The following is a 25,492-nucleotide window of genomic DNA, read 5'->3' as shown; positions in this document are numbered from 1 at the left end:
TTGGGTGCACATAAGTTACAAATTAACTTAGGTGTTGGTGCTATGGGATATGTGGAGGCCTAACCCTAAACTATTAGAGGAATTTACAAATGGCAAACGTTTCAATGCGCGATATGCTTCAAGCTGGTGTTCACTTTGGTCACCAAGCACGTTACTGGAATCCTAAGATGAAGCCTTTCATCTTCGGCGCTCGTAACCGTGTTCATATCATCAACCTAGAGCAAACTGTACCAATGTTCAACGAAGCACTTAAGTTCTTATCGAACGCAGCTTCTAACAAAGGTAAAGTACTTTTCGTTGGTACTAAGCGCGCAGCAAGCGAAGCAGTTAAAGAAGCAGCTCTTCAAAGCGAGCAGTTCTACGTAAACCACCGTTGGTTAGGTGGTATGTTGACTAACTGGAAAACAGTTCGTCAATCAATCAAGCGTCTTAAAGATCTTGAAGCGCAAAGCCAAGACGGTACTTTCGAGAAGTTAACTAAGAAAGAAGCGTTAATGCTAACTCGTGAAATGGAAAAGCTTGAAAAGAGCCTTGGTGGTATCAAAGACATGGGTGGTCTTCCTGACGCACTTTTCGTTATCGATGCAGACCACGAGCACATCGCTATCCGTGAAGCTAACAACCTAGGTATTCCAGTTGTTGCTATCGTTGATACTAACTCTAACCCAGACGGCGTTGATTACGTTGTTCCTGGTAACGATGATGCGATCCGTGCTATCCAACTTTACACTGGCGCTGTATCAGCTGCGATCACTGAAGGTCGTGAGAACAACATCGTTGCTCAAGCTGAGAAAGACGATTTCGTAGAAGCTGAGTAATTAGCTGTCATCAAGTCTTCATCTTAATTAAGGTGAAGACTTGTTATTCTTGTTAAGCGGCCCATACCGCTTCCCTAATAACAGAATTCAATTGAGGATATTCTAATGGCTGTAACTGCTGCCCTAGTTAAAGAATTACGCGAGCGTACTGGCGCTGGCATGATGGATTGTAAAAAAGCGTTAACTGAAACGAACGGTGACATCGAGTTAGCGATCGAAAACATGCGTAAGAGCGGTGCTGCAAAGGCTGCTAAAAAAGCAGGTAACATCGCTGCTGAAGGTACAATCTTAATCAAAGAAGGTAACGGTTTCGCTGCGCTTCTTGAAGTTAACTGTCAAACTGACTTCGTTGCTAAAGACGGTAACTTCCTTGGTTTCGCTAACCAAGTTCTTGACGCTGCTGCAGAATCTAAAGCAGACATCGATGCGCTTAAAGCACAGTTCGAAGAAACGCGTGTTGCACTAGTTGCTAAAATTGGTGAAAACATCAATGTTCGTCGCGTTGAGTACATCGATGGTGACAAACTTTCTTCATACCGTCACGGCGACCGTATCGGTGTTGTTGTAGTTGGTGAAGCTGACGAAGAAACACTTAAGCAAGTTGCTATGCACGTAGCTGCGTCTAAGCCTGAGTTCGTTAACCCAGAAGACGTACCAGCAGACGTTGTTGAGAAAGAAAAAGCAGTTCAAATCGATATCGCGATGAACGAAGGCAAGCCTGCTGAAATCGCTGAGAAGATGGTTGTTGGCCGTATGAAGAAATTCACTGGTGAGATCTCGCTTACTGGTCAAGCTTTCATCATGGAGCCTAAGAAGACTGTTGGCGAAATTCTTAAAGAGAAAGGCGCAACTGTTTCTAACTTCATCCGTTTAGAAGTTGGTGAAGGTATCGAGCGTAAAGAAGAAGATTTCGCTGCTGAAGTAGCTGCACAAATTGCTGCTGCAAAAGGCGAGTAATTTTCTGCTTGAGTGATGTGGGCGAAATTAGATGAAATTAATCTGCTATTAGCTTTTGCGTCACTGATGAAAATTCTTTAAAATAACCGCGTTTTATGTGTAACCATAGCGCGGTTATTTTTTATCTCATTACTAAGGCTGGCCCAAATATTATGACTATCAATCGTAAACCTATTTTTAGACGTGTTCTTCTTAAACTTAGCGGTGAAGCATTAATGGGAGACGAAGGCTTCGGCATCGACCCGAAAGTACTTGACCGTATGGCTCAAGAAATTAAAGAACTTGTAGAGCTCGACGTAGAAGTAGGTTTGGTTATCGGTGGCGGTAACTTCTTACGTGGTGGTTCATTAGCAGAAGCTGGCATGAACCGCGTAGTGGGTGACCACATGGGAATGCTAGCAACAGTAATGAATGGCTTGGCAATGCGCGATGCACTACACCGCGCATTTGTAAATTGCCGCTTAATGTCAGCTATCCCACTAAATGGCGTGTGTGATGCTTATAACTGGGCTGAAGCAATCAGCTTATTAAAATCTGGCCGTGTAGTGATTTTCTCAGCGGGTACGGGTAATCCGTTCTTTACTACAGATTCTGCCGCGTGTTTACGTGGTATCGAAATTGAAGCTGACACAGTTATCAAAGCGACAAAAGTGGACGGTGTTTATTCTGATGACCCAGTTAAAAATCCAGAAGCTACACTATATCGCCACTTGAGCTACAATGAAATCATTGAAAAAGAATTAAAGGTTATGGACTTAGCTGCATTCACACTTGCACGAGATCATAAAATGCCTTTAAGCGTATTTAATATGAACAAATCTGGCGCGCTGAAACGTGTTATTATGGGTGAAGATGAAGGAACACTTATTTCTTCACAAGCCTCAGATGAAATAAATAAATAGATTATTAGGATTGAACCGTGATTAACGATATCAAAAAAGATGCGTCAGAGCGCATGCAAAAAAGTGTTGCGGCACTAGGCAGCCAATTATCTAAAATTCGCACAGGCCGTGCTCACCCTGCGTTACTTGATGGTATTCAAGTATCTTACTATGGTGCTGATACGCCGTTAAACCAAGTTGCAAACGTCACAATTGAAGACTCGCGTACACTGGCTATTAGCGTGTTTGACAAGTCATTAGCACAAGCTGTAGAAAAAGCGATCATGGCTTCAGACTTAGGTTTAAACCCTATGTCTGCAGGTACGGTTATTCGTGTTCCACTTCCTCCACTTACTGAAGAGCGTCGTAAAGACCTTATTAAAATTGTACGTGGTGAAGTTGAAAGTGGTCGTGTTGCGGTACGTAACATCCGTCGTGATGCGAATGGCGACATTAAGAGCTTATTGAAAGATAAAGACATTTCGGAAGATGAAGCACGTCAAGCTGAAGATGAAATTCAAAAGCTTACTGATAAGTTCATTAAAGAAATGGATACACAATTAACAGCGAAAGAAGCTGAATTGATGGAAATCTAATACGTCCTGTTTATCTTTCAGGCATTCATCCTGAATAGGTAATTGGCATAACTAAATTTATTAGTTTTGAAACGCCGTCTAGGGTATACTAGACGGCGTTTTTTTATGGAATACTCGATATTTATGGTTCTTAACGCTGATAAAATTTCCCAGCAAAGTTTGCCTAAGCATGTCGCTATAATCATGGATGGTAACGGTCGATGGGCGCAAGCTAAAAATCGCCCACGTGTTTACGGGCACAAAAAGGGCGTTGATGCGGTGCGTCAATCAGTGCAATTTTGTACTCGCTTAGGTATTCAGTCATTAACACTATTTGCGTTTAGTAGTGAAAATTGGCGCCGCCCAGAGGACGAAGTAAATACACTTATGGAGTTGTTTTTATTCGTACTGGGCAAAGAAGTAAAAAAACTTCATAAAAATAATGTAAAACTAAATATCATTGGTGATTTATCACGTTTTTCTGAAGGTTTACGACACAAAGTAGATGCTGCGCACGAACTTACTCGCAACAACACTGGGTTAGAATTAAATGTCGCGGCTAATTATGGTGGTCGTTGGGATATTACCAATGCCGCAACACAGCTTGCTAAGAAAGTCGCTGCGGGTGAGTTAGACGCAGATGAAATCACTGAGCAGCATATGAACGACCACATGAGTATGGCAGGACAGGTGGAACTTGATTTGATGATCCGTACCGGTGGTGATTTACGCATTAGTAACTTTCTTTTGTGGCAAGCTGCTTATGCTGAGCTTTACTTTACAGATACGCTTTGGCCAGATTTTAATGAAGCTGCTTTTGCTGACGCTATCGCATGTTACGTTGCCAGAGAGCGACGATTTGGTTGTACCGGTGAACAAATAAAACAATTACTCGCCGAAACCTAATTACTAGTTGAAGGTACACACATTGCTTAAACAACGAATTTTAACCTCACTTGTACTTGCGCCACTTGCACTTGTATTGGTTTTTTATACCCCACTTACTTTATTTAGTTATATCGCTGCCGGTATTGTTTTACTCGGTGCGTGGGAATGGTCTGCTTTTATGGGCCTATGCGATAAATTCAAACGGCTAGGCTTTGTCGCTGCGACCGCTGTCATTCTTGCTCTTCTAAATTGGCACTGGCCGATAGAGTCGCTTTGGCAAAATGGTAAGCTGGTGGGCGATGCTAATTATTTGTTTACCTTGTCGTTCGCGTGGTGGATTGTTGCCACTTATTTAGTATGGCGCTACCCCGCCATGGCGAAAGCTTGGAATGAAGGCCTTGTGATGCGAGCGATAGCAGGCTTTCTAACCCTCGTGCCATTATGGTTGGCGTTAAATACCTTAAGAAGTGCGGGCTATAACGAATCGACTCACTTTGGTTCAATGCTGATTTTAGTGGTTTTAGGTATTGTTTGGAGTGCAGACATCGGCGCTTATTTCACAGGTAAGAACTTAGGTAAACGTAAATTAATGCCTAAAGTCAGCCCTAATAAAACCATTGAAGGGTTACTTGGTGGGGTCGTCGCATCGGTTATCTTCGTGTTGGCTTTTTGTCACTTTAGCGACGTTGATATGGCTGTTTGGCCTGTTTATGCCATTATGACTGCATTTATAGCACTGTTTTCTGCGGTGGGTGACTTACTTGAAAGTATGTTTAAACGTGAAGCGGGTTTAAAAGACAGCGGTTCATGTTTACCAGGTCATGGCGGTATCTTAGACCGTATTGACAGTCTCACTGCAGCAGCACCTATTTTCGTGCTTTGTTATGCATGGACATTAAGTTTATGAGCAAGACTGAACAACTGGTAGTGCTTGGTGCAACGGGGTCAATCGGCCTAAGTACGTTAGATGTTGTCGCTCGAAATACGGATCGCTTCGCTATTTTTGCGTTAACCGCAGGGCAGAACGCTGAAAAAATGGCTGAACTTTGTTTAGCGCATCAACCGAAATTTGCTGTTATGGCTAATAGTGCGGCAGCAAAGGCGTTATCAAGCTTACTTGCAAATACACCCTGTACGACCGAAGTGCTTGCAGGCGTAGAAGCAATGAGCGAGCTTGCGGCTCACCCCGACGTTAATACAGTGATGTCGGCTATTGTGGGAGCAGCAGGCTTACTACCCACCTTGAGTGCCGTTGAAGCCGGTAAGAAAGTACTGCTTGCTAATAAAGAATCGTTGGTGATGTCAGGTCAGTTGTTTATTGACAAAGTAAAGCAACATGGCGCAACACTACTGCCAATTGATAGCGAACATAATGCTATTTTTCAATGCATGCCTGCATCATTACAGAACACATCAGGGTTACTTGGTGATAACGGCGTGAGCAAAATCTTGTTAACAGGCTCTGGTGGGCCATTTTTAACCCGTGATTTAGCCACATTATCATCTGTTACAGTCGCTGAGGCGGTGGCTCACCCTAACTGGTCTATGGGACAAAAGATTTCTGTTGATTCAGCGACCATGATGAACAAAGGCCTCGAATTCATTGAAGCGAAATGGTTATTTAACTGTCACGCCAGTGATATTGAAGTGGTCATTCATCCGCAAAGTATTATTCACTCAATGGTACAGTATCAAGATGGCTCTGTGCTTGCGCAAATGGGAAATCCAGATATGCGCACACCTATCGCACATGCACTTGCTTTTCCAGATCGTGTTGATGCAGGTGTGAAGCCCCTCGACTTTTCAGAGCTAGCTGATTTTACGTTTACTAAACCTGATTATGCACGTTATCCAAATTTAAAATTAGCAATCGACGCCAGTGAAATGGGGCAAGGTGCAACAACGACAGTCAACGCTGCCAATGAAGTCGCTGTTGCGGCATTTTTAAATGGGCAAATTGGCTTTACAGATATTTTCCGTGTTAATGCGCAGACATTAGAGTCAACCTTGAATGTTAATGTACAAACACTTGAAGAAATATTAGCGTGCGATAAAGCTGCACGTATTAAAGCGCTTGAACTTGTTAAAAAGGGCATGAATTAAGATGTTTGATTTTTTCTGGAATTTAGGCTCATTCATTCTTGCACTGGGAATTTTAGTGACCGTGCATGAATATGGTCATTTTTGGGTGGCGCGTAAAGCCGGTGTACAGGTTTTACGCTTTTCAATTGGCTTTGGCAAACCACTTATAAAATGGTACGACAAGCATAAAACAGAATACGTCATTGCTGCTATCCCATTGGGTGGCTATGTTAAAATGCTGGATGAACGAGTTGACGAAGTCCCTCCGGAGCAGCGCCATCTATCATTTAATGCCAAGTCTGTAAAAGCCCGTATTGCCATTGTTGCAGCGGGTCCCATGGCGAACTTCTTATTTGCTATTTTTGCCCTTGCGGTAATGTATATGGTGGGCGTCCAGTCATTAAAACCTGTCGTTGGTGAGGTCACGCAAGGTAGCCGTGCAGAGTCAGCAAATATCGAAGCAAACCAACAAATTATCAAAATAGGTGAAGATGATATTAGCACTTGGCAAGATGCTACTTTCTCATTAATGAGTCGTTTAGGTGAGCAAAGTGTTGTGGTGACATTACGCGACCAAAATTACCAAAAGCATGTTCGTACATTGAACCTAGATGGGTGGAAGTTAGATCAACAAGATGTGCCTCCGCTAACGTCGATTGGTATTGTTCCATTTAGACCTCAAGCGACATTAACGGTCGCGCAAATCAATAAAGGTTCTGCAGCTGAGCGGGCTGGTCTTCAGGTAAATGATACAATCGCAGCAGTAAATGGCGAAAATATCAGCGATTGGACCCAGTTAGTCTCTATAATTCAACAATCACCTAACAAATCCTTACAATTTAGTGTAAAAAGACAAGGTAGCATTGAGTCACTTACTGTCACACCCGATGGCCGTGATAACGATGCTGGCGTGTTGCAAGGGTTTTTAGGAGTTGCACCAAAGGTCGAGCCTTGGCCAGAAAACTACATTGAAACTAGACATTATGGCCCTGTCGATAGTATTGTGCTGGGCATAAAAGAAACATGGCGTTTAATAACCTTAAGTTTTGATATGATTGGCAACCTCATTACGGGTCAAGTGTCAGTTAAAAACTTAAGTGGGCCCGTAGGCATTGCAGTGGGGGCGGGGACTAGCGTAAGCTATGGCTTGGTTGCATTTTTAAGCTTTTTAGCATTAATCAGTGTTAACCTTGGCGTATTTAACTTATTGCCGTTGCCAGTGCTTGATGGTGGGCACTTAATGTATTACATAATTGAACTTTTTCGTAAGAAGCCTGTCTCTGAAAAGACACAAGAGTTTGGTTTTAAATTGGGCGCCTTACTGCTCATATTTTTAACATGTTTCGCTTTGTTCAATGATGTATCACGTTTATAACAAGTAAGCGGAAAATTCCAATTTGAACACGATTGTAAAACACTGCAAAAAGTTAAATTTACAAGGTGTTGAGCGGTAATACAGTTGTAAAGGATAAAGATAACAAAATGGCTATAAAAAAACATTTGGCAGTTTCAAGTTTATTAGGTGCAAGCTTTGCAGCCCTAGGCCAAAACTCCTTTATTGTAGAAGATTTAAAAGTTGAAGGTTTACAACGTGTTGCATTAGGTGCTGCACTGACGCATATTCCGATCAACGTGGGCGATAATATTGATGAGTACACAATTTCAAGAACCATAAAGTCACTCTATCGTTCAGGTCACTTTGATAATATTAAAGCGTTGCGTGACGGCAATAATGTTATTTTCCGTGTCACTGAGCGCCCAACAATCAGTTTGATTGAATTCGACGGCAATAAAGATATTAAAGATGAGCAGCTAAACGAATCACTTGATCAACAAGATATTCGTACCGGTGAGCCTCTTGATAAAACCGTCCTTGATAATATTGAAAAAGGGCTTGTTGAGTTCTTCCATAGTATTGGTAAATACAATGCTAAAGTTGAAGTAAGCATCACCAAGCTACCTCGTAACCGTGTAAAGTTATTATTTAAGTTTGATGAAGGTGACGCTGCGTCAATTCGTCAAATAAACCTTGTTGGTAATGAACTTTTCTCAGATGAAGAGCTGCTCAAATTGGCTGAATCTCAACAAGATTTGCCATGGTGGAAGTTCATGTCAAGTGACCGCTATCAGAAACAAACGATTGAAGGCGATCTTGAAAAAATCCGCAGTTACTATCTAGACCGTGGTTACTTACGCTTTAGTATTGATTCCACACAAGTGTCTGTGAGCCCTGAGCGAGATTCAGTATATGTGACTGCAAACATGACTGAGGGTGTTAAATACACTGTAAAAGGGTTTGACTTTATCGGTGACTTACTTGGCCGCGAAGAGCTTATTAAAAGTGTTATTCCACTTAAAGCGGGTGAATTGTATAACGGTTCTGTGGTTACCTCATCAGAAGAGTTTATTAAGAGCTACCTAGCCCGATTTGGCTATGCGAATGCTGAAGTACGCACGATTCCTGAAATCGATGATGAAAATAAAGAAGTGCAGTTAACGCTGTCGGTAGACCCTGGCAAGCGTGTATATGTGCGTCGTATTATCGTTGGCGGTAACCAAAATACTTCAGACGAAGTTGTTCGTCGTGAAATGACCCAGCTTGAAGGTGCGTGGCTTTCTAATCAAAACCTTGAACGCTCTAAATTGCAAATCCAACGTTTGCCGTATATGGAAAGCGTTGACTTCAATGTTGTTCCTGTCCCTGGTGTTGATGACCAAGTAGACGTTGATTTTACCGTGAAAGAACAGTCAGCAGGTAGCTTTAATGCAGGTCTTGCCTATGGTTCTTACTTAGGTCTGCAATTTAACATTGGTGTCAGTGAGTCGAACTTCTTAGGTACTGGTAACCAAATTGGTTTTAATATCAATACGTCACGCGGTTCAGAGCGTATTAGCTTATCGTATACTGACCCGTACTTCACCCCAGATGGTGTTTCGCAGGGCAGTAGCATTTTCTATAGTAACTATGATGCAAGTAAATTTAGCCTCATCGACTATAAATCGAAAAGCTATGGTATCGGTACCAATATTGGTTTCCCAATTGATGCTGTAAACCGTATAAATTTCGGTATCCGTTGGATTGAAGAAGAGTTATCGGATATCGCAGAATACGAGCAAACACGCGTAATGCGAGAAACCTTCTTAGACCCTGAAAACCCAGATGCTGGCTTTAACTTTACTAAATACGAGTTGAGCACAGGTTGGTCGCGAGTGACAGTAAACCGTGGTTTATTCCCATCAGCGGGTTCGCGTCAATCACTTAATCTAACGGCAACAACACCGAACTCAGATTTAACTTACTTTAAGTTAAATTATGACTCACGTTTTTACTGGCCGATTAGCAATGACCATCGTTGGGTATTCTCAACACGTGCAGCGCTTGCTTATGGTAATGGTTACGGTTCAACCAATGGGTTTGATCAAACATTACCGTTCCAAGAGTACTTCCGTATTACTGAGATGGAATTACGTGGTTTTGATAGAAATACCATTTTACCACGTGCTGTATCACGTACACCGCAAACAATCCCAGGTACGCCACAAGACGATGGTACAACAACCGGCAGTATTGGTGGGGCGTCAGAATTTGACGTATTAAGATTGCAAGGCCGAATTGGTGGTAACGCTAAAGCGGTTGCAGGTATGGAGCTGATTGTACCAACTCCATTCTTGGATGAAGAAAACACGAGTTCTGTACGTACAAGCTTCTTCGTAGATGCTGCGAACGTATGGGACACAGAGTTTAACGTTGACCGTTACCAAAACTTAGCCCCTGATCAACGCGCAAAACTAGAGGATTATTCAGATCCGATGCGCTTTAGGGTATCAACCGGTCTTTCACTACAATGGATCTCTCCAATGGGTCCGATGCTGATCAGTTTTGCGTATCCATTGCAAAAAGAAGAAGATGACGATACGAAGACCATCAGCTTTAATATTAGTAATACATTCTAAAGGAGTTTTTTGTGAAAAAATCAATTAAATCAACAGCGTTTGCACTACTTGCTACTTTATCAATGGGTCTGTCTACCAGTGCATTTGCACATAAAGTCGCTATTGTTGACATGCAAGAAATCTATAAACAAATCCCTCAAATGGCAAAAGTAGAGCAAACACTTGAAGCTGAGTTTGCTGAACGCCGTCAAGAGCTTGAAAAATTGCAGGGTGATATCCGTTTTGAAGCTGAAAAGTTCAAGCGTGAAGCAACAACAATGAGTGACAAACAAAAAGAAGAATTACGTACTAAGATTCAAGGTATGCAACAACAGCTGGCTGAAAAGGGTCGTCCGTTAGAGCAAGAAATCAAAATGCGTCAAAACCAAGAGTTAGCAAAAGTTCAAAAGCTAATTCTCGATGCGATTGAAGAAGTGGCTAAAGCTGGTAAGTACGACGAAGTAAAAGTTAAAGAAACAACAATCTACGTTAACCCGAAAACAGTGTCTGACTTATCAGATAAAGTTGTTGAAAAAGTAAGTAAGCAATAGAAATTACATATGCAAAACTACACGCTTTCGCAGATTGCGGATCTTTTGGGTGCTGAGCTACACGGCGATGGCACTCAAGAGATTAAAAAAATATCAACACTTGCAAATGCCCAATCTGGGCATATTGCATTTTTGGCGAACAAAAAATATCGTTCTCAGTTAGAGAGCACCAATGCCAGTGCGGTGATTTTATCACCGGCAGACGCCGACTATTTTAGTGGCAATAAGCTCATTATTGCTAATCCTTATGTATGCTACGCCAAGCTTGCCCAGTTAATGGATACAACACCCCGCAGCGCATCAGTAGGGATACACCCTAGTGCAGTCATCCATGATTCAGCATCAATTGGAGATAATGTCTCGATCGCTGCCAATGTGGTGATAGAAGCTAATGCGGTCATTGCAAACGATGTGCAGATTGGTCCAGGTTGCTTTATTGGTGAGCAGGTAAAAATAGGCCAAGGAACAAAGCTTTGGGCTAATGTCAGTATTTACCATGAAGTTGAAATTGGCAGTGACTGTCTGTTTCAAGCAAATACAGTCGTAGGAAGCGATGGGTTTGGTTACGCCAATGAGCGTGGTGAATGGATTAAAATACCGCAATTAGGGCGTGTAATTATTGGTGATAAAGTTGAAGTCGGTGCCTCAACAACGATTGATCGTGGCGCACTCGATGACACACTTATCCATAGTAACGTAATTATCGATAATCAATGTCAAATAGCGCATAATGTCGAGATCGGTTCGGGAACAGCTGTTGCTGGTTGCACTGTTTTTGCTGGCAGTGTTGTTGTTGGTAAACATTGTCAAATTGGCGGCATGGTTGCAATTAATGGTCACATCAGTGTCTGTGATGGTGCTATAATCACGGGCATGAGTATGGTGACAAAAGCAATCACTGAACCTGGGATTTACTCATCAGGTTTGCCTCATCAAAACAACAAAGAATGGCGTCGTAGTATTGCCCATATCCGAAACCTTGGTGATATGAAAGACCGCTTAAAAGCACTTGAGTCACTGACTAAGTCACTCAATATTGAAGACAAATAAGGATGCTATTTTGGCAAATGAATTAAATAGTCTTGATATTCAAGATATCTTGAATTTACTTCCGCATCGTTATCCGATGTTACTTGTTGACCGTGTTTTAGATTACACGCCAGGCAAGTCGTTACATGCTATTAAAAATGTAACAGTGAATGAACCTATTTTTACAGGCCACTTTCCAAATCAACCAATTTTTCCAGGTGTGTTGATATTAGAAGCAATGGCTCAAGCAACTGGCTTATTAGGTTTTAAAACAGTTGAAAATCGTAGCGATAATGAGCTTTACTTATTTGCTGCCATTGACAATGCACGATTTAAGCAACCAGTATTACCTGGCGATACGATGCATTTGCATGTAGAGTTTGTTAAAGAGCGCCGCAATATATGGAAGTTTGCAGCAGAAGCAAAAGTTGACGGCAAAGTTGTGTGTACTGCCGAAATCATGTGTGCGAGAAGAGAGTTTTAATAGTGATCCATCCTACGGCAATAATCGAACCAGGTGCGAAGCTTGGAAAAAATGTCTCAGTTGGCCCTTATAGCTATATTGGCAACGATGTAACGATTGGTGATAACTGTATCATTGAGTCTCATGTGGTTGTCAAAGGCCCATCGACAATTGGTTCTGGTAACCATATTTTTCAGTTTGCATCGGTTGGTGAAGCTTGCCAAGACAAAAAATACGCGAATGAGCCAACTACCTTGATTATGGGTGACAACAATGTCATTCGTGAATGTGCAACAATTCACCGTGGCACGATTCAAGATCAAGGTGTGACTAAAATTGGTAGTAACAACTTGTTTATGGCTTACACGCACGTTGCTCATGATGCAGTCGTGGGTGATAACGTGATTTTTGCTAACAACGCCTCTGTTGCTGGTCATGTACACGTCGGTGACTGGGTGATCCTTGCGGGTAACTCGGGTGTTCACCAGTTTTGTAAGATTGGTGCACATGCTTTTGTTGGTATGTACTCAGGCGTTAATAAAGACGTACCGCCGTTTGTTACAACCATTGGTACGCCAGCAGGCCCAGTCGCAATCAATACTGAAGGTATGAAACGTCGTGGCTTTGAAAGTGATGAAGTAATGGCGACTCGACGCGCTTACAAAACACTTTATCGTAAGAGCTTAGGTGTTGAGGAAGCAATTGCTGAGCTGAGCGAAGACGCAGCGAAATACCCAGCTGTTCAGCTGATGATCGACTTTGTGAAAAGCTCTGAGCGCGGAATTATTCGCTAATCATAAGCGAACTCCTACATAAGCCACCGTAAGGTGGCTTTGTTGTTTTTATAGTTCAGGTTTTGCTAAGTCAGTGCTTGCTATCTTCACAGCAAAAAAGGATCTAGTAATATGAACAAACTCATCGTCTTTGCATTGTTAAGCTTAATTTTAAGTGGCTGCAGTAGCTCGCCTACAATAAACTCAAGTGCCGAGGTACACAGAGGTAAAGCCAGCTTTTATGCGGACAAATACCATGGTCGTACAACGGCCAGCGGTACAGTGTTTAATCAACAAGCATTGAGTGCAGCTCACCTAGATCTCGCTTTTGGTACCCGCGTAAAAGTGACGAATATCGCAAATAATAAAAGTGTGATTGTTAGCATTAACGACCGTGGTCCGTTTGTTCACGGTCGAATTATTGATTTGTCTAAAAAGGCATTTTCACAAATAGCTTCTTTGCAGCAAGGCGTTATTGACGTTACCGTTGAGCAACTTGATTAAAAACGAGTGATGAGCTCGACATAATCTGGCTGATTCTCAACCAGCTCAGCATGGCTTGCCATTGCTCTTATTTGCCCCTGTTCTAACCAAATGACTTTATCAACACGATTCAACATAACAGGATCATGACTGATTGTTAGCACGGTTTTTTCAGCCCAGACCTTTTCGAGTGTATTAAGTAAACTGTGCTTAGTGTGATTATCTAAGCTTTCCGTTGGTTCATCAAGAACCACAAAATGACCTTGTCTTAATAATGCTTGCGCAATAGCAATACGACGTGACTGACCATGGGAGAGTTTTCTTCCTGCGGTGCCTAAACGGGTATTGAGGCCGTTTTTTAAGTTATTCAGCCATGAGCCAAGTTCTGCCTGTTTGCAAGCTTGTAATAGCATTTCATCCGTTGCATCCGGTGCCGCATAGCGTAGGTTTTCCCTTAGTGTGCCATCAAAAATATGATGCTGTTGGGCGACAATCGTGAGCTGCATAAAGCGTTCGTTAGCGTCTAGGCTACTAAGTTCAATACTGTGTTCTGCCGCTAACAGTTTTAATGAGCCAGACTGTAAAGGCCAAAGTCCGGTGAGTAAATTTACTAATGTTGTTTTACCGCTGCCACTTGCACCAACCAGTGCTACTTTGTTGCCAGCTGCAATGGATAGATTAATATCCCTCAAAGCGTAATTATGCGCCCCAGAGTATTGATAACTCACATTAGTTAATTCTAAGCCGAGCGCGTGTTGATTATTTACTTGGTCGTGCTTTTTGTAAGGCGCTGGTGTTTGTTTGTCCGCTAGCGAAAATAGCCGCTCTGCTGCACTTAAAGCGACAGGGAGCTCGATAAAAGCTGCGGGCAGGGTAAGTACAGTTTCAAAACTAGCCAAGACGAATAGTGCGAGCATTGCCAATTCAACATTTTTCGTAGCGCCCGTTGCAACCAAAGGAATAATCACAAAAACGCTTGCAAGCATGGTTAATTGTATAACAAAAATGCTTAAACCATTGCTGTTCGCGATGGCTTTATGGCGAGTATAAAGTTGCGAATTATATTGCTGACTAAGTGTATCGCAGCGTGTTAACTGAGCATCATGCGCTTGATAAATTGCAAGTTCACGGTTTCCTTTTAACGTATCGGCAAGCTCAGCTCTTAGCTCAGCTGAAAGTCTGGTCTCGGTATCTGCTTGTTTGTGTAGTTTATGACTTAATAAGACTGGTAGCAGTACACCAATTATCATCAACGATATAAAACAAATCAAAGCTACCTTCGCGTTGTATGCGCTCATAAATGCCATGACAATTGGAATAGTGAATAAGGCTATTATGATGGGAAGTAAGATATTTAAGTAAAATTTATCAAGGGCATCCACATCATTTTGCAAACGATTCACAAGGTCGGCACTGCGACTCATTGCCAAATCAACGTTGTTGAGTCGGCTCAGTGTTGCAAACATTTTTACACGAACTTCGCTTAACAATAAAAATGTAGCATTGTGAGTGATCATTCGTTCGCCGTACCGTGATGCAGTTCTTACAATGGCTAAAAAGCGAATAACTCCTGCAGGTGTAAAATAATTCATATGTACACCTGCAATGCCAGCGGCTGCCATTGCGGCTAAAAACCAGCCAGATATTGCAAGCAAGCCAACATTAGCAAGCACAGTCAAGCTTGCTAAAAAAGCGCCCAGTAGCAACATGCCAGCATGAGGTTTGCACAGTTTTAATAAGCGAATGAAGTTATACATGCGCTTCACCTCGACTCACAAGTTTAGCAAACAGACCCGCTTGTTCAGTGAGTTGCTGATAATGACCCGACTCGATAATTTTACCTTGCTGCATAACGTAAATATTGTCCGCGTGTTTTACCGTATTAAGCCTATGAGCAATAACCAGCACTAAATGATCGTTTGCATAATATCGGATTGCTTGATTGATTAGCTGCTCTGTTTGGCTGTCTAAGTGTGCTGTTGGCTCATCAAGCATTAGAATTGGTGCATTCTTTAAAAATGCACGAGCAAGAGCAATACGCTGCTTTTGGCCGCCAGAGAGGCCTTCCCCTTGTTCACCCAGCATAGTATCAAAGCCATTTGGTAAGGCGTTAATAAACTCAAGTGCGCCTGCTTTTCGAGTGGCCGCAATAAGTTCATCATGGCTTGCATCTGGTTTGGCAAGGCGTAGATTGTCGGCAACACTTCGATAAAATAGTGTGGCTTGTTGTGGGATCCACGCAAGTTGCGCCTGCCAATTATGTAGTGCGATATCACTGAGTGCTTGTCCGTTAATATTGATGGCACTGTTAGCTTGATGGTGAAAACCTAAAAGGCAATCAAAGAGGGTACTTTTACCTGAGCCACTCTCTCCAACAAATGCAATTAACCCTTTATTCGGCAGACTTAAACTAATGTCGGTGACCCCTTCGTTTGTGTCAGGGTAATGATAAGTGAGTCTATGCACATGTATGTCTTTTAGCGGTGTTGATAATTGTGATGAACCCGTATGCTCATGTGCTTCGCTGTGATTAATTATATCAACCATATCAGCAGCGGCGCTGATCCCTTCTAACTTTGCATGATAGTGAGTGCCCATTTGTCGAAGTGGTAAGTAAAACTCAGGGGCCAGTAGTAACACCACAAATCCAGTGGCAAAATCGAGGGTACCAAAAAACAGTCTAAAGCCGATAATTACTGCAACAAGCGCAACACTAATGGTAGCTAAAAACTCCAAGGCGAAAGAGGATAAAAAGGCGACTTTCAACACCCCCATGGTTGCACCACGGTAGTCATCAGAAATCTGGCTAATATTATTTAGCTCGCGTTTGGTCGCATTAAACAGCTTAAGCTGAGTCAGTCCTTGCAAACGATCAAAAAAGTAATTGCCAAGTACCGCGAGCTGTTGCCAGCGTTCTTGGTTGAGTTGCTCCGCTTTGTGACCAACTAAAATCATAAAAAATGGAATAAGCGGGGCAGTTAATAGGAAAATAAGCCCTGCTTTGTAATCGGTTGGAAAAATAACCACTAAAATAGCGAGTGGAATAAGTGCGCTGTACGCCACGCTTGGAATGTAGTTTGCGTAATATTGATGAAGTGTTTCAACACCATTATGTAAGGTATTAAGTGTTGCGCCGTACCCTTTGTGTTCACTGTAAGCAGGGCCTAATTTAGTTAACTTCGCAAGTAATGTATTGCGCATCACCGTTTTTATTTTTAATGCGGCAAGGCTACTCACTCGCTCACTCAATGCAACTAATAGGGCGCGAAGCACAATAAGGCTTGCAAGGGGCCATAGTAAAGGAGTGACAGTTTGCAAACTTGCTTCTTCAAACATAACTTGATGAACTGCGTTTGCCAGTAAATAGCAAGAGGCAATCATTAACAGGGCATTGAGTGTGCCCAGACTAATGCTTAGTTTCAGAAGCCCTGAAGCGGACTGGCTATACTGCTTTAAGAACGCGCGCAGCGTTTGCTGCTGCGCGCGATTTGGTCGGGGTTTAGTTGTCATCGTTGTTTTTGAGTCTCGCGTACAGCTCTAGCTCATCATCAGCGATGGAATCTTTATGTTGGTGAAATTCGTACCACATGACGTTGATAACCCCAAGTGTACAGGCTAATAGAACACCTAATATCCAGGCGAAATACCACATAATTAAACCTCCTTAATAGCTACCGTGCGTGTTGTTTTCAATTTCACTAATCGTTACTTTGCGCCACATCTTCACATAACACCAGGTGGTGTAAATAAGAATGAGTGGTACAAAAATGACTGCAGCAACAAACATCACATTTAATGTCATATGGCTCGAAACCGCATCCCACATCGTTAAACTAATATTAGGGTTATTGCTCGATGGCATCACAAACGGGAACATTGACATACCTGCTGTAAGAATAACCCCTGCAAGCATTAGACTTGAGGACACAAGTGCTAGTGCAGGCTTGTGTAATTTTGAAAACACCAGCGCCAGAATAGCCATTACAAATGCAAGAGCAGGGAACAACATGGTTAGTGGCATTTTGCTGTAATTATCAAGCCATGCTCCAGGCGCTTGAGTTACGGTTTTTGCAAGTGGGTTTGCATAACCTTGTGTATCACCCATGCTAACAATTCGATAGCCTTCAATTTGTGATATCCACACACCAGCAATAGCGAATAACACAATAAATGCCATGAGTGCGTATCGTCCATACTGTGCTGAGCGTTTTGCAACCTCAGCATCTGTTCGAAGTTGTAACCACATACCAGCATGTCCAACTAACATCAATACACTGATCAAGCCTGCAACAATCGCAAAAGGATTGAGTAAGGCAAAGAATGAGCCTTGATAGCTTACACGCAATAGCTCATCAATATGGTAAGGCACACCTAGTAATAAGTTACCAAATGCGACCCCAAAAACGAGCGCAGGAATAAAGCTGCCAGCAAAAAGCCCCCAATCCCAATTGTTACGCCAACGGGTTGACTCAATTTTAGAGCGGTAATCGAAACCTAGCGGTCTAAAAAAGAGTGCGAATAACACCAGCATCATGGCAAAGTAAAAGCCTGAGAAGGCCGCAGCATAGACCATTGGCCATGCTGCAAATAGTGCGCCGCCAGCGGTGATAAACCACACTTGGTTACCATCCCAGTGAGCACCAATGGTGTTAATAACTGTTCTGCGTTCTACATCTGTTTTACCTACTAGGCGAAGCAAAATTGCTACACCCATATCCATGCCGTCGGTCACGGCAAAACCAATCAGTAATACACCGATTAGTAGCCACCAGATAAATTTAAGTGTTTCGTAATCAAAAATCATGACTGAGCTCCTTGGCTATCTACTTTAGCAAGTTCATGATGATATTTACCTGTATGAAGCGAGCTTGGGCCTTGCTTAATAAAGCGCAGCATTAACCAGCCTTCTACCGCAGCAAGCCCAGTATAAAATACGATAAAGCCTGTGATACTAATTAAAAGATCATTAACGGTCAGTGACGATGTTGCTAAAAAGGTTGGTAAAATTTCTGATATAGCCCAAGGTTGACGGCCGTATTCAGCGACAATCCAACCAAACTCAATGGCAATCCAAGGAAGTGGAATACTCCATACCGCAGCCCATAGTAACCAGCGTTTTTGTTCAATCACACGGTGTGCATTGTAATAAAATGCCAGAACAAATACCCCAAGCATAAGTACACCGCAGCCCACCATGATTCTAAATGACCAAAACATTGGGCCTACTTTAGGGAAGGAGTCTTTAACTGCTTTTTGAATATGTTCTTCTGTAGCATCAACGACATTTGGCGTATAACGCTTCAGAAGTAAACCGTAGCCTAAATCATCTTTTAGCGTGTCAAACTTGGCAATATTTTCAGCTGTATCATTACCGCTACGAAGCTTTTCAAGGTATTCATAGGCAAGCATACCATTGCGAATACGTACTTCATGTTGTTCTTCAAGCTCTTTGATACCGGTTACTTGCTCATCTATTGAGCGTGTTGCAATAATACCCATAACATAAGGGATTTTAACCGCAGCATGCGTGACTTGTTCTTCCGAGTCAGGAATACCGACTAAGGTGAATGCCGCAGGCGCTTCTTCGGTATGCCACTCAGCTTCAATGGTGGCGAGTTTTACCTTTTGAACTTCACCCACTTCATAGCCAGATTCATCCCCAAGTAAAATAACACACAAAATAGAGGCAAGACCAAAACCGGAAGCCACCGAGAATGAGCGCTTAGCAAAAGCGAGGTCACGACCTTTTAAGATGTACCAGCTACTAATGCCTAATACAAACATCGAGGCAGCAACATAACCTGCAGATACCGTATGAATAAATTTAACCTGTGCAACAGGGTTGAACACAAGCTCAGCAAAGCTGGTCATTTCCATACGCATGGTTTGATAGTTAAATTCTGCGCCCACAGGGTTTTGCATCCAACCGTTAGCAATTAAAATCCACAGTGCAGATAGGTTTGTTCCCAGTGCCATTAAAAAGGTTGCAGCAAGGTGCTGGCGCTTTGTTAGTCGTTCCCAGCCTAAAAAGAACATACCTACGAACGTCGATTCGAGGAAAAAGGCCATCAGACCTTCAATGGCAAGAGGTGCGCCGAAAATATCGCCCACATAGTGAGAGTAATAAGACCAATTGGTACCAAACTCAAACTCCATGGTTAGACCTGTAGCCACACCAATAGCAAAGTTTATACCAAACAACTTACCCCAAAACTTAGTCATATCACGATAAATTTCGCGACCAGTCATCACATAAACGGACTCCATGATCACTAAAATCCACGTCATACCTAAGGTAAGAGGAACAAATAGGAAGTGAAATAGGGCAGTGATTGCAAATTGCAATCGCGATAGATCCACAAACGTTTCATCTATCATTGGTTAGCTCCTTGTAAACGGTGCGGTAGACACGACAAATTTAAATTATCAAAGTTTCAGTATTTATTGAAACTTCGTAAATAGTAACCTTGTATTCATTTTAGTCAATAGTTAAATAAGAAAATAAGGTGAAATCACTGCTCACCATTTCTACAGGTTAGAGATAAAGCTCTAAAGTTTCAAATGATTAATTACTTTAAAGAATAAGATATTCAGTTATTACTTAATGGGTAGCGATTACTTCATTTGAGGTATCAGCCTTTAGTATGCTGAACTTTGAAGTGATGTAGAGTGACCTAAATGATTAACCTTTGAGCGTTATTTCAATTTCTAGTATTTATTCAGCGCGTGACATTTATCCTGTTGCTAAAACACGGTAAACTAATTTTTATATGTGCCTTTGAGTTGCGAATTATCAACGAATGAAAGAACAAAAAACGCCGTTACGTATTGCCTTGGTGGCAGGGGAGTTATCGGGTGATATTTTAGGTGAAGGGCTGGTAAAAGCACTTAAAGTCCGTTTTCCAGATGCCATATTTGAAGGCATTGCAGGCCCACGTATGCAAGCGGCTGGCTGCAAAACACTATTTGATATGGATGAATTATCGGTTATGGGGCTCGTCGAAGTTTTAGGCCGCTTACCGCGTTTACTTAAAATTCGTAAACAGCTTGTACAGCATTTTATCGAGAACCCGCCTGATGTATTTATTGGTATTGATGCACCAGACTTTAACTTGCGTGTTGAAAAACCTTTAAAAGAGGCAGGTATTAAAACGGTTCAATATGTTAGTCCGTCGGTGTGGGCATGGCGTGAAAAACGTATTCACAAAATTAGTGCTGCAACTAACTTAGTGTTAGCACTGTTACCGTTCGAAAAAGCATTTTATGATAAGCATAATGTCCCTTGTACATTTGTTGGGCATACGCTTGCAGATGATATTGCGCTTGAACATGACCAAAATGATGCACGCCATCAGTTAGGTTTAGCTCAAATGGATAAGGTGCTTGCGTTATTACCAGGCAGTCGTGGCTCAGAGGTTGGCCTGTTAAGCGAAACTTATATTCAAACTGCTGCAAAGCTACAAGCTGCGAACCCTGAGCTGAAAATTGTGGTGCCGTTAGTTAATGAAAAACGAAAAGCTCAATTTTGCGATGTGTTGGAAAAAACAGCACCCACGTTAAAGTTAAAGTTACTAGACGGTAAATCAAACCTCGCTATGCAAGCGGCGGATGCTATTTTGCTGGCATCAGGTACGGCAACACTTGAAGGCATGCTTTACAAAAAGCCCATGGTTGTTGGATATAAAATAAAGCCAATGAGTTATTGGATTTTCAAAACATTATTCACTTTCAATATTAAATATTTTTCATTGCCAAATTTATTGGCAGATGAAGAACTGGTACCTGAATATTTGCAAACAGAGTGTAATGTTGAGAACTTAGTTGCTGCATTAACCCCCATGTTAAATTCCGATAATGCAAAACTCAAAGCACGCTTTTTAGCTATTCACAAAGAAATTAGATTAAATGCCAATGAACAAGCTGCGGCTGCAGTTGCGGAGTTACTAGATGCAGATTGAACGACCCAATGTTAACTTTATTGCGGGTGTCGACGAAGTTGGCCGTGGTCCATTAGTCGGTGATGTAGTCACAGCCGCGGTTATTTTAGACCCTGCAAAACCTATTGCAGGCTTAACCGACTCAAAAAAGCTTTCCGATAAAAAGCGTCAATTGCTTGCAACCGAAATAAAAGAAAAAGCACTTTGCTATGCTATTGGCCGTTGTAGCCCAAGTGAAATTGACGAATTAAATATTTTACATGCCACTATGCTGGCAATGAGTCGTGCTGTTGAAGGCTTGAGTGTAAAGCCTGAGTTTGTATTTATTGATGGTAATCGTGTGCCAACTCAATTAACGGTCCCCGCTCAAGCTGTTGTAAAAGGTGATAGTTTAGTGGCTGAAATTTCAGCCGCGTCCATTTTGGCTAAAGTTGCCCGCGATGATGAAATGATCGAGCTTGATAAACGTTATCCAGATTATGGTTTTGCAGGCCATAAGGGGTACCCGACGAAAGCACATTTTGCGGCACTTGAACAATATGGTGCAATTGCAGAGCATCGTAAAAGCTTTAAACCTGTGCAGCGCATTTTGGCGTTAAAAGGAGAGCAACGCTAATGCCAACGCCGCAATTTGTCCACTTACGTGTTCACTCCGACTTCTCAATGGTGGATGGTCTTGCTAAAACTAAACCAATAGTTGCAAAGGCTGAAGAGTTACAAATGCCTGCGCTGGCAATCACCGATCAAATGAACTTATGTGGTTTGGTGCGTTTTTATGGTGCTGCCCATGGCGCGGGTATTAAACCTATTGTTGGCGCTGATTTTTGGCTAAGAAGCCCTGAGTTTGAAGATGAACCATGTCGTATAACCATATTAGCGAAAGATAATGATGGCTATAAAAATCTCACATTATTGATTTCTAAGGCGTATCAACGCGGGCATTTATTTCATCGCCCAGTTATTGATCGTGAATGGTTAGTTGAACTAAAAGACGGCTTGATTATTCTCTCTGGCGCGAAAGACGGCGATTTAGGTAAAGCACTGCTTAAAGGTAATGCAGGGCTTATTGAGTCAGTAGTAAGCTTTTATAAACAGCATTTCAGCGATCATTACTACCTTGAATTAATTCGAACAGAGCGCCCATTAGAAGAAGATTATTTACACCTAGCCGTAGAGCTTGCCGCACAAGAGCAGTTACCTGTGGTGGCAACGAACGAAGTGGTGTTTTTAAAACCAGAAAACTTTGAAGCTCACGAAATTCGCGTAGCAATTCATGATGGTTACACGCTTGAAGATAAGCGCAGACCTAAACGCTTTTCAGATCAGCAATATCTAAAAACAGCGGAGCAAATGGCTGAGCTATTTAGTGATATTCCTGAAGCGTTGGAAAACACTGTGGAAATTGCCAAACGCTGTAATGTAACCGTGCAGCTAGGAACTTACTTCTTACCAGATTACCCAACCGGTTCGCTGAAAATTGAAGACTTCTTGGTTAAGGTCTCTGAAGATGGTCTTGAAGAGCGTTTACAGTTTTTATTCCCAGATGAGCAAGAGCGAAAAGAAAAACGTGGCGAGTATGACGAGCGTCTGAAAATAGAGCTCGACGTAATCAACCAAATGGGTTTCCCTGGTTACTTCTTGATCGTAATGGAGTTCATTCAATGGAGTAAAGATAACAATATTCCGGTAGGTCCTGGGCGTGGTTCAGGTGCCGGCTCATTGGTGGCTTACGCGCTGAAAATTACCGACCTTGATCCGCTCGAATTTGACTTACTATTCGAACGTTTCTTGAACCCTGAACGTATTTCAATGCCCGATTTCGACGTTGATTTCTGTATGGATAGGCGCGATGAGGTAATAGATCACGTAGCGGCGCTTTATGGTCGTGACGCGGTATCTCAGATTATTACCTTTGGTACCATGGCTGCAAAAGCGGTTATCCGTGACGTAGGCCGTGTACTTGGTCACCCTTACGGCTTTGTTGATCGTATTTCGAAATTAGTACCGGGCGATCCGGGTATGACCTTGGCTAAAGCCTTTGATGTTGAGCCGCGGTTACAAGAAGCCTACGACGGTGATGAGGAAGTAAAAGAACTTATTGATATGTGTCGCATCCTTGAAGGGTGTACACGTAATGCCGGTAAGCACGCTGGTGGTGTTGTAATATCACCAACAACGATTACTGATTTTGCCGCCCTTTATTGTGATGATGAGGGTAAATTCCCAGTCACTCAATTTGATAAAAATGACGTTGAGACGGCGGGTTTAGTTAAGTTTGACTTCTTAGGTCTAAGAACACTTACTATCTTGCAGTGGGCGCTTGATATGACCAACGAGCGTCTCGCCCGTGAGGGTAAAGAGCCAGTTGATATCAACGCCATTCCACTTGATGATAAGCCAAGTATTGAGTTACTGCTACGCGCCGAAACGACCGCGGTATTCCAGTTAGAATCTCGTGGTATGAAAGATCTTATTCGTCGTCTAAAGCCCGACTGCTTCGAAGATATGATCGCACTGGTAGCACTATTCCGCCCAGGTCCATTGCAATCAGGCATGGTAGATAACTTTATCGACCGTAAGCATGGTCGAGAAGAGTTATCTTATCCAGATGTGCAGTGGCAACACGATAGCTTGATACCGATTCTAGAACCGACCTACGGTATCATTCTTTATCAAGAGCAGGTAATGCAGATTGCTCAGGTACTGGCTGGCTATACACTAGGTGGCGCTGACATGCTGCGTCGTGCGATGGGTAAGAAAAAGCCAGAGGAGATGGCAAAGCAACGTTCAACCTTCGAAGAAGGAGCTGTTAATAACGGAGTTGACGGCGAACTTGCAATGAAAATCTTCGACTTGGTAGAGAAGTTCGCAGGTTACGGTTTCAACAAATCTCACTCTGCTGCATATGCTTTAGTGTCGTATCAAACGCTGTGGATGAAAACTCATTACCCAGCAGAGTTTATGGCTGCGGTAATGTCGGCGGATATGGATAACACCGATAAAATCGTTACCTTGGTTGATGAATGTGAAAACATGAAACTAACCTTGTTACCGCCTGATGTGAATGCGGGTGAGTACAAGTTTACGGTTAACCGACAAGGTGAGATTGTATACGGTATTGGCGCCATTAAAGGAGTAGGTGAAGCGCCTGTTGAAGCCATTTTAGAAGCGCGAAGTGAAGGTGGGGCTTTCAAAGACTTATTTGATTTTTGTGCGCGAGTAGATTTAAAACGCTTAAATAAACGCGTGGTTGAAAAACTTATTTATGCCGGTGCACTTGACCAATTAGGACCAGATAAAACCCAGCCAGGTCGTGCGACTTTATTAGCCAGCTTAAAAGATGCCATGCGAGCGGCGGATCAGCATCATAAGGCTGAGTCACTAGGGCAGGCCGATTTATTTGGGTTATTAGCCACAGAGCCTGATGAAGTTGAACAAGCATTTATAAAAGCAACAGGTTTAACTGATAACGAATGGCTTGATGGCGAAAAAGAAACATTGGGACTTTATTTAACTGGTCATCCTATAAATCAGTATAGAAAAGAGCTAAGACACTACACATCGGGCCGTCTGGTTGACTTACAACCAACAAACCGCGATGTGCAGTCAACGGCTGCTGGCCTTGTTATTAATGCACGAACCCTTATTAATAAAAAAGGAAATCGGTGGGGTCTTGTAACTTTAGATGACAAGAGTGCCCGTATTGATGTACGCTTATTCCCAGAACAGTTTGAAATGTACCAAGATATGCTACAAGTTAATAATATCTTGGTGATATCTGGACAGGTCAGCTTTGATAACTTCTCCGGTGGCATTACAATGACCGCTAGAGACATATGCACCATTGCTCAAGCGCGAGAAAAACGTATTAAAGCGATTAAAATGACGTTGAATATGGTGCAAATCGAGGCGAACTTCTTCGATAATTTACAAAAAGTACTGGAACCTTATAAGTTTGGTACTTGTCCTATAAAAGTATTCTATCAACGTCCGGATGCGTTGGCTGAGATTACCTTAGGAACCGAATGGTGTGTTACGCCTAGTGATGACTTAATTCATAAGTTATCACTGATGGCGGCGCAAGATGTAGAACTAGAATTTAATTAATTAGGTAGTTTAGAG

22 protein-coding genes are annotated in these 25,492 nt (G+C 42.4%); 17 read left to right on the top strand and 5 right to left on the bottom strand.

All coding sequences use genetic code 11. The features are described 5' to 3' along the window. Window positions 1–89: 89 nt before the first annotated feature. The 14 genes from rpsB to L3Q70_RS10875 all read left to right on the top strand — a co-directional run bounded on the left by rpsB (window position 90) and on the right by L3Q70_RS10875 (window position 13,454). Window positions 90–818 carry a 30S ribosomal protein S2 gene (gene rpsB / locus L3Q70_RS10940; protein WP_062569873.1) on the top strand — a complete coding sequence of 243 codons (729 nt, stop codon included), beginning with the start codon at window positions 90–92 and terminating at the stop codon, window positions 816–818. Window positions 819–923: 105 nt separating this feature from the next. Further along, window positions 924–1,775, top strand: coding sequence for a translation elongation factor Ts (tsf, locus tag L3Q70_RS10935; protein ID WP_062569874.1), 852 nt, complete (start codon window positions 924–926; stop codon window positions 1,773–1,775). Window positions 1,776–1,927: 152 nt separating this feature from the next. Further along, window positions 1,928–2,677, top strand: a complete 750-nt coding sequence (pyrH, locus tag L3Q70_RS10930) for a UMP kinase (RefSeq protein ID WP_062570043.1) — start codon at window positions 1,928–1,930, stop codon at window positions 2,675–2,677. Between the two features lie 17 nt (window positions 2,678–2,694). Then, entirely contained in the window at window positions 2,695–3,252 is a 558-nt protein-coding gene (gene frr, locus L3Q70_RS10925; RefSeq protein WP_062569875.1) for a ribosome recycling factor, read from the top strand. A gap of 105 nt (window positions 3,253–3,357) precedes the next feature. Next, window positions 3,358–4,137: an isoprenyl transferase gene (locus tag L3Q70_RS10920; RefSeq protein WP_237114265.1), complete on the top strand. Its 780-nt coding sequence runs from the start codon at window positions 3,358–3,360 to the stop codon at window positions 4,135–4,137. Between the two features lie 22 nt (window positions 4,138–4,159). Next, complete coding sequence (locus L3Q70_RS10915; RefSeq protein WP_062569877.1) at window positions 4,160–5,026, top strand: phosphatidate cytidylyltransferase; 867 nt, start codon at window positions 4,160–4,162, stop codon at window positions 5,024–5,026. Next, window positions 5,023–6,222, top strand: a complete 1,200-nt coding sequence (gene ispC / locus L3Q70_RS10910; RefSeq protein ID WP_062569878.1) for a 1-deoxy-D-xylulose-5-phosphate reductoisomerase — start codon at window positions 5,023–5,025, stop codon at window positions 6,220–6,222. Before L3Q70_RS10915 ends, ispC begins: the two co-directional genes overlap by 4 nt. A 1-nt stretch (window position 6,223) precedes the next feature. Next, complete coding sequence (gene rseP / locus L3Q70_RS10905) at window positions 6,224–7,576, top strand: sigma E protease regulator RseP (protein ID WP_237114264.1); 1,353 nt, start codon at window positions 6,224–6,226, stop codon at window positions 7,574–7,576. Between the two features lie 107 nt (window positions 7,577–7,683). Continuing rightward, window positions 7,684–10,155, top strand: coding sequence for an outer membrane protein assembly factor BamA (bamA, locus tag L3Q70_RS10900; RefSeq protein WP_237114263.1), 2,472 nt, complete (start codon window positions 7,684–7,686; stop codon window positions 10,153–10,155). 11 nt (window positions 10,156–10,166) lie between these two features. Beyond that, a complete protein-coding gene (locus tag L3Q70_RS10895; RefSeq protein WP_062569881.1) occupies window positions 10,167–10,685 on the top strand; it encodes an OmpH family outer membrane protein in 519 nt (172 codons plus the stop codon). Window positions 10,686–10,694: 9 nt separating this feature from the next. Then, window positions 10,695–11,735, top strand: coding sequence for a UDP-3-O-(3-hydroxymyristoyl)glucosamine N-acyltransferase (lpxD, locus tag L3Q70_RS10890; protein ID WP_062569882.1), 1,041 nt, complete (start codon window positions 10,695–10,697; stop codon window positions 11,733–11,735). 10 nt (window positions 11,736–11,745) lie between these two features. Continuing rightward, entirely contained in the window at window positions 11,746–12,198 is a 453-nt protein-coding gene (fabZ, locus tag L3Q70_RS10885) for a 3-hydroxyacyl-ACP dehydratase FabZ (protein WP_062569883.1), read from the top strand. Between the two features lie 2 nt (window positions 12,199–12,200). Further along, window positions 12,201–12,971 carry an acyl-ACP--UDP-N-acetylglucosamine O-acyltransferase gene (gene lpxA / locus L3Q70_RS10880; RefSeq protein ID WP_062569884.1) on the top strand — a complete coding sequence of 257 codons (771 nt, stop codon included), beginning with the start codon at window positions 12,201–12,203 and terminating at the stop codon, window positions 12,969–12,971. Window positions 12,972–13,082: 111 nt separating this feature from the next. Next, complete coding sequence (locus tag L3Q70_RS10875) at window positions 13,083–13,454, top strand: septal ring lytic transglycosylase RlpA family protein (protein ID WP_237114262.1); 372 nt, start codon at window positions 13,083–13,085, stop codon at window positions 13,452–13,454. Here the strand turns inward: L3Q70_RS10875 and cydC are convergent. From cydC to L3Q70_RS10850, 5 genes are read right to left on the bottom strand one after another with little or no spacing between them, the layout of a single operon-like run. After that, on the bottom strand, window positions 13,451–15,190 hold the full coding sequence (gene cydC, locus L3Q70_RS10870; protein ID WP_237114261.1) for a thiol reductant ABC exporter subunit CydC: 1,740 nt from the start codon (window positions 15,188–15,190) through the stop codon (window positions 13,451–13,453). The two genes, L3Q70_RS10875 and cydC, sit on opposite strands and share 4 nt — an antisense overlap. Further along, a complete protein-coding gene (gene cydD, locus L3Q70_RS10865; protein WP_237114260.1) occupies window positions 15,183–16,943 on the bottom strand; it encodes a thiol reductant ABC exporter subunit CydD in 1,761 nt (586 codons plus the stop codon). Before cydD ends, cydC begins: the two co-directional genes overlap by 8 nt. Next, complete coding sequence (gene cydX, locus L3Q70_RS10860; protein ID WP_036969707.1) at window positions 16,933–17,085, bottom strand: cytochrome bd-I oxidase subunit CydX; 153 nt, start codon at window positions 17,083–17,085, stop codon at window positions 16,933–16,935. The genes cydD and cydX overlap by 11 nt, the downstream gene beginning before the upstream one ends. Window positions 17,086–17,097: 12 nt before the next feature. Then, window positions 17,098–18,237 carry a cytochrome d ubiquinol oxidase subunit II gene (gene cydB, locus L3Q70_RS10855; protein ID WP_346657785.1) on the bottom strand — a complete coding sequence of 380 codons (1,140 nt, stop codon included), beginning with the start codon at window positions 18,235–18,237 and terminating at the stop codon, window positions 17,098–17,100. Then, a complete protein-coding gene (locus L3Q70_RS10850) occupies window positions 18,234–19,811 on the bottom strand; it encodes a cytochrome ubiquinol oxidase subunit I (RefSeq protein ID WP_062569889.1) in 1,578 nt (525 codons plus the stop codon). The genes cydB and L3Q70_RS10850 overlap by 4 nt, the downstream gene beginning before the upstream one ends. Before the next feature lie 422 nt (window positions 19,812–20,233). Here L3Q70_RS10850 and lpxB point away from each other — a divergent pair, with 422 nt between their 5' ends. Genes lpxB through dnaE form a run of 3 tightly spaced genes read left to right on the top strand, consistent with a single transcriptional unit; the run spans window position 20,234 to window position 25,477 of the window. Further along, the gene (gene lpxB / locus L3Q70_RS10845) at window positions 20,234–21,391 is read left to right on the top strand and encodes a lipid-A-disaccharide synthase (RefSeq protein WP_062569890.1); all 1,158 of its coding nucleotides are present in this window, start codon (window positions 20,234–20,236) and stop codon (window positions 21,389–21,391) included. Continuing rightward, entirely contained in the window at window positions 21,381–21,986 is a 606-nt protein-coding gene (gene rnhB / locus L3Q70_RS10840) for a ribonuclease HII (protein ID WP_062569891.1), read from the top strand. Before lpxB ends, rnhB begins: the two co-directional genes overlap by 11 nt. Further along, a complete protein-coding gene (dnaE, locus tag L3Q70_RS10835; protein WP_237114259.1) occupies window positions 21,986–25,477 on the top strand; it encodes a DNA polymerase III subunit alpha in 3,492 nt (1,163 codons plus the stop codon). Before rnhB ends, dnaE begins: the two co-directional genes overlap by 1 nt. Window positions 25,478–25,492 lie beyond the last annotated feature (15 nt).

It is taken from the genome of Pseudoalteromonas sp. CF6-2 (genome assembly GCF_021729425.1).
GTDB lineage: Bacteria > Pseudomonadota > Gammaproteobacteria > Enterobacterales > Alteromonadaceae > Pseudoalteromonas > Pseudoalteromonas arabiensis.
This window is presented reverse-complemented; position numbering and strand designations above follow the sequence as displayed.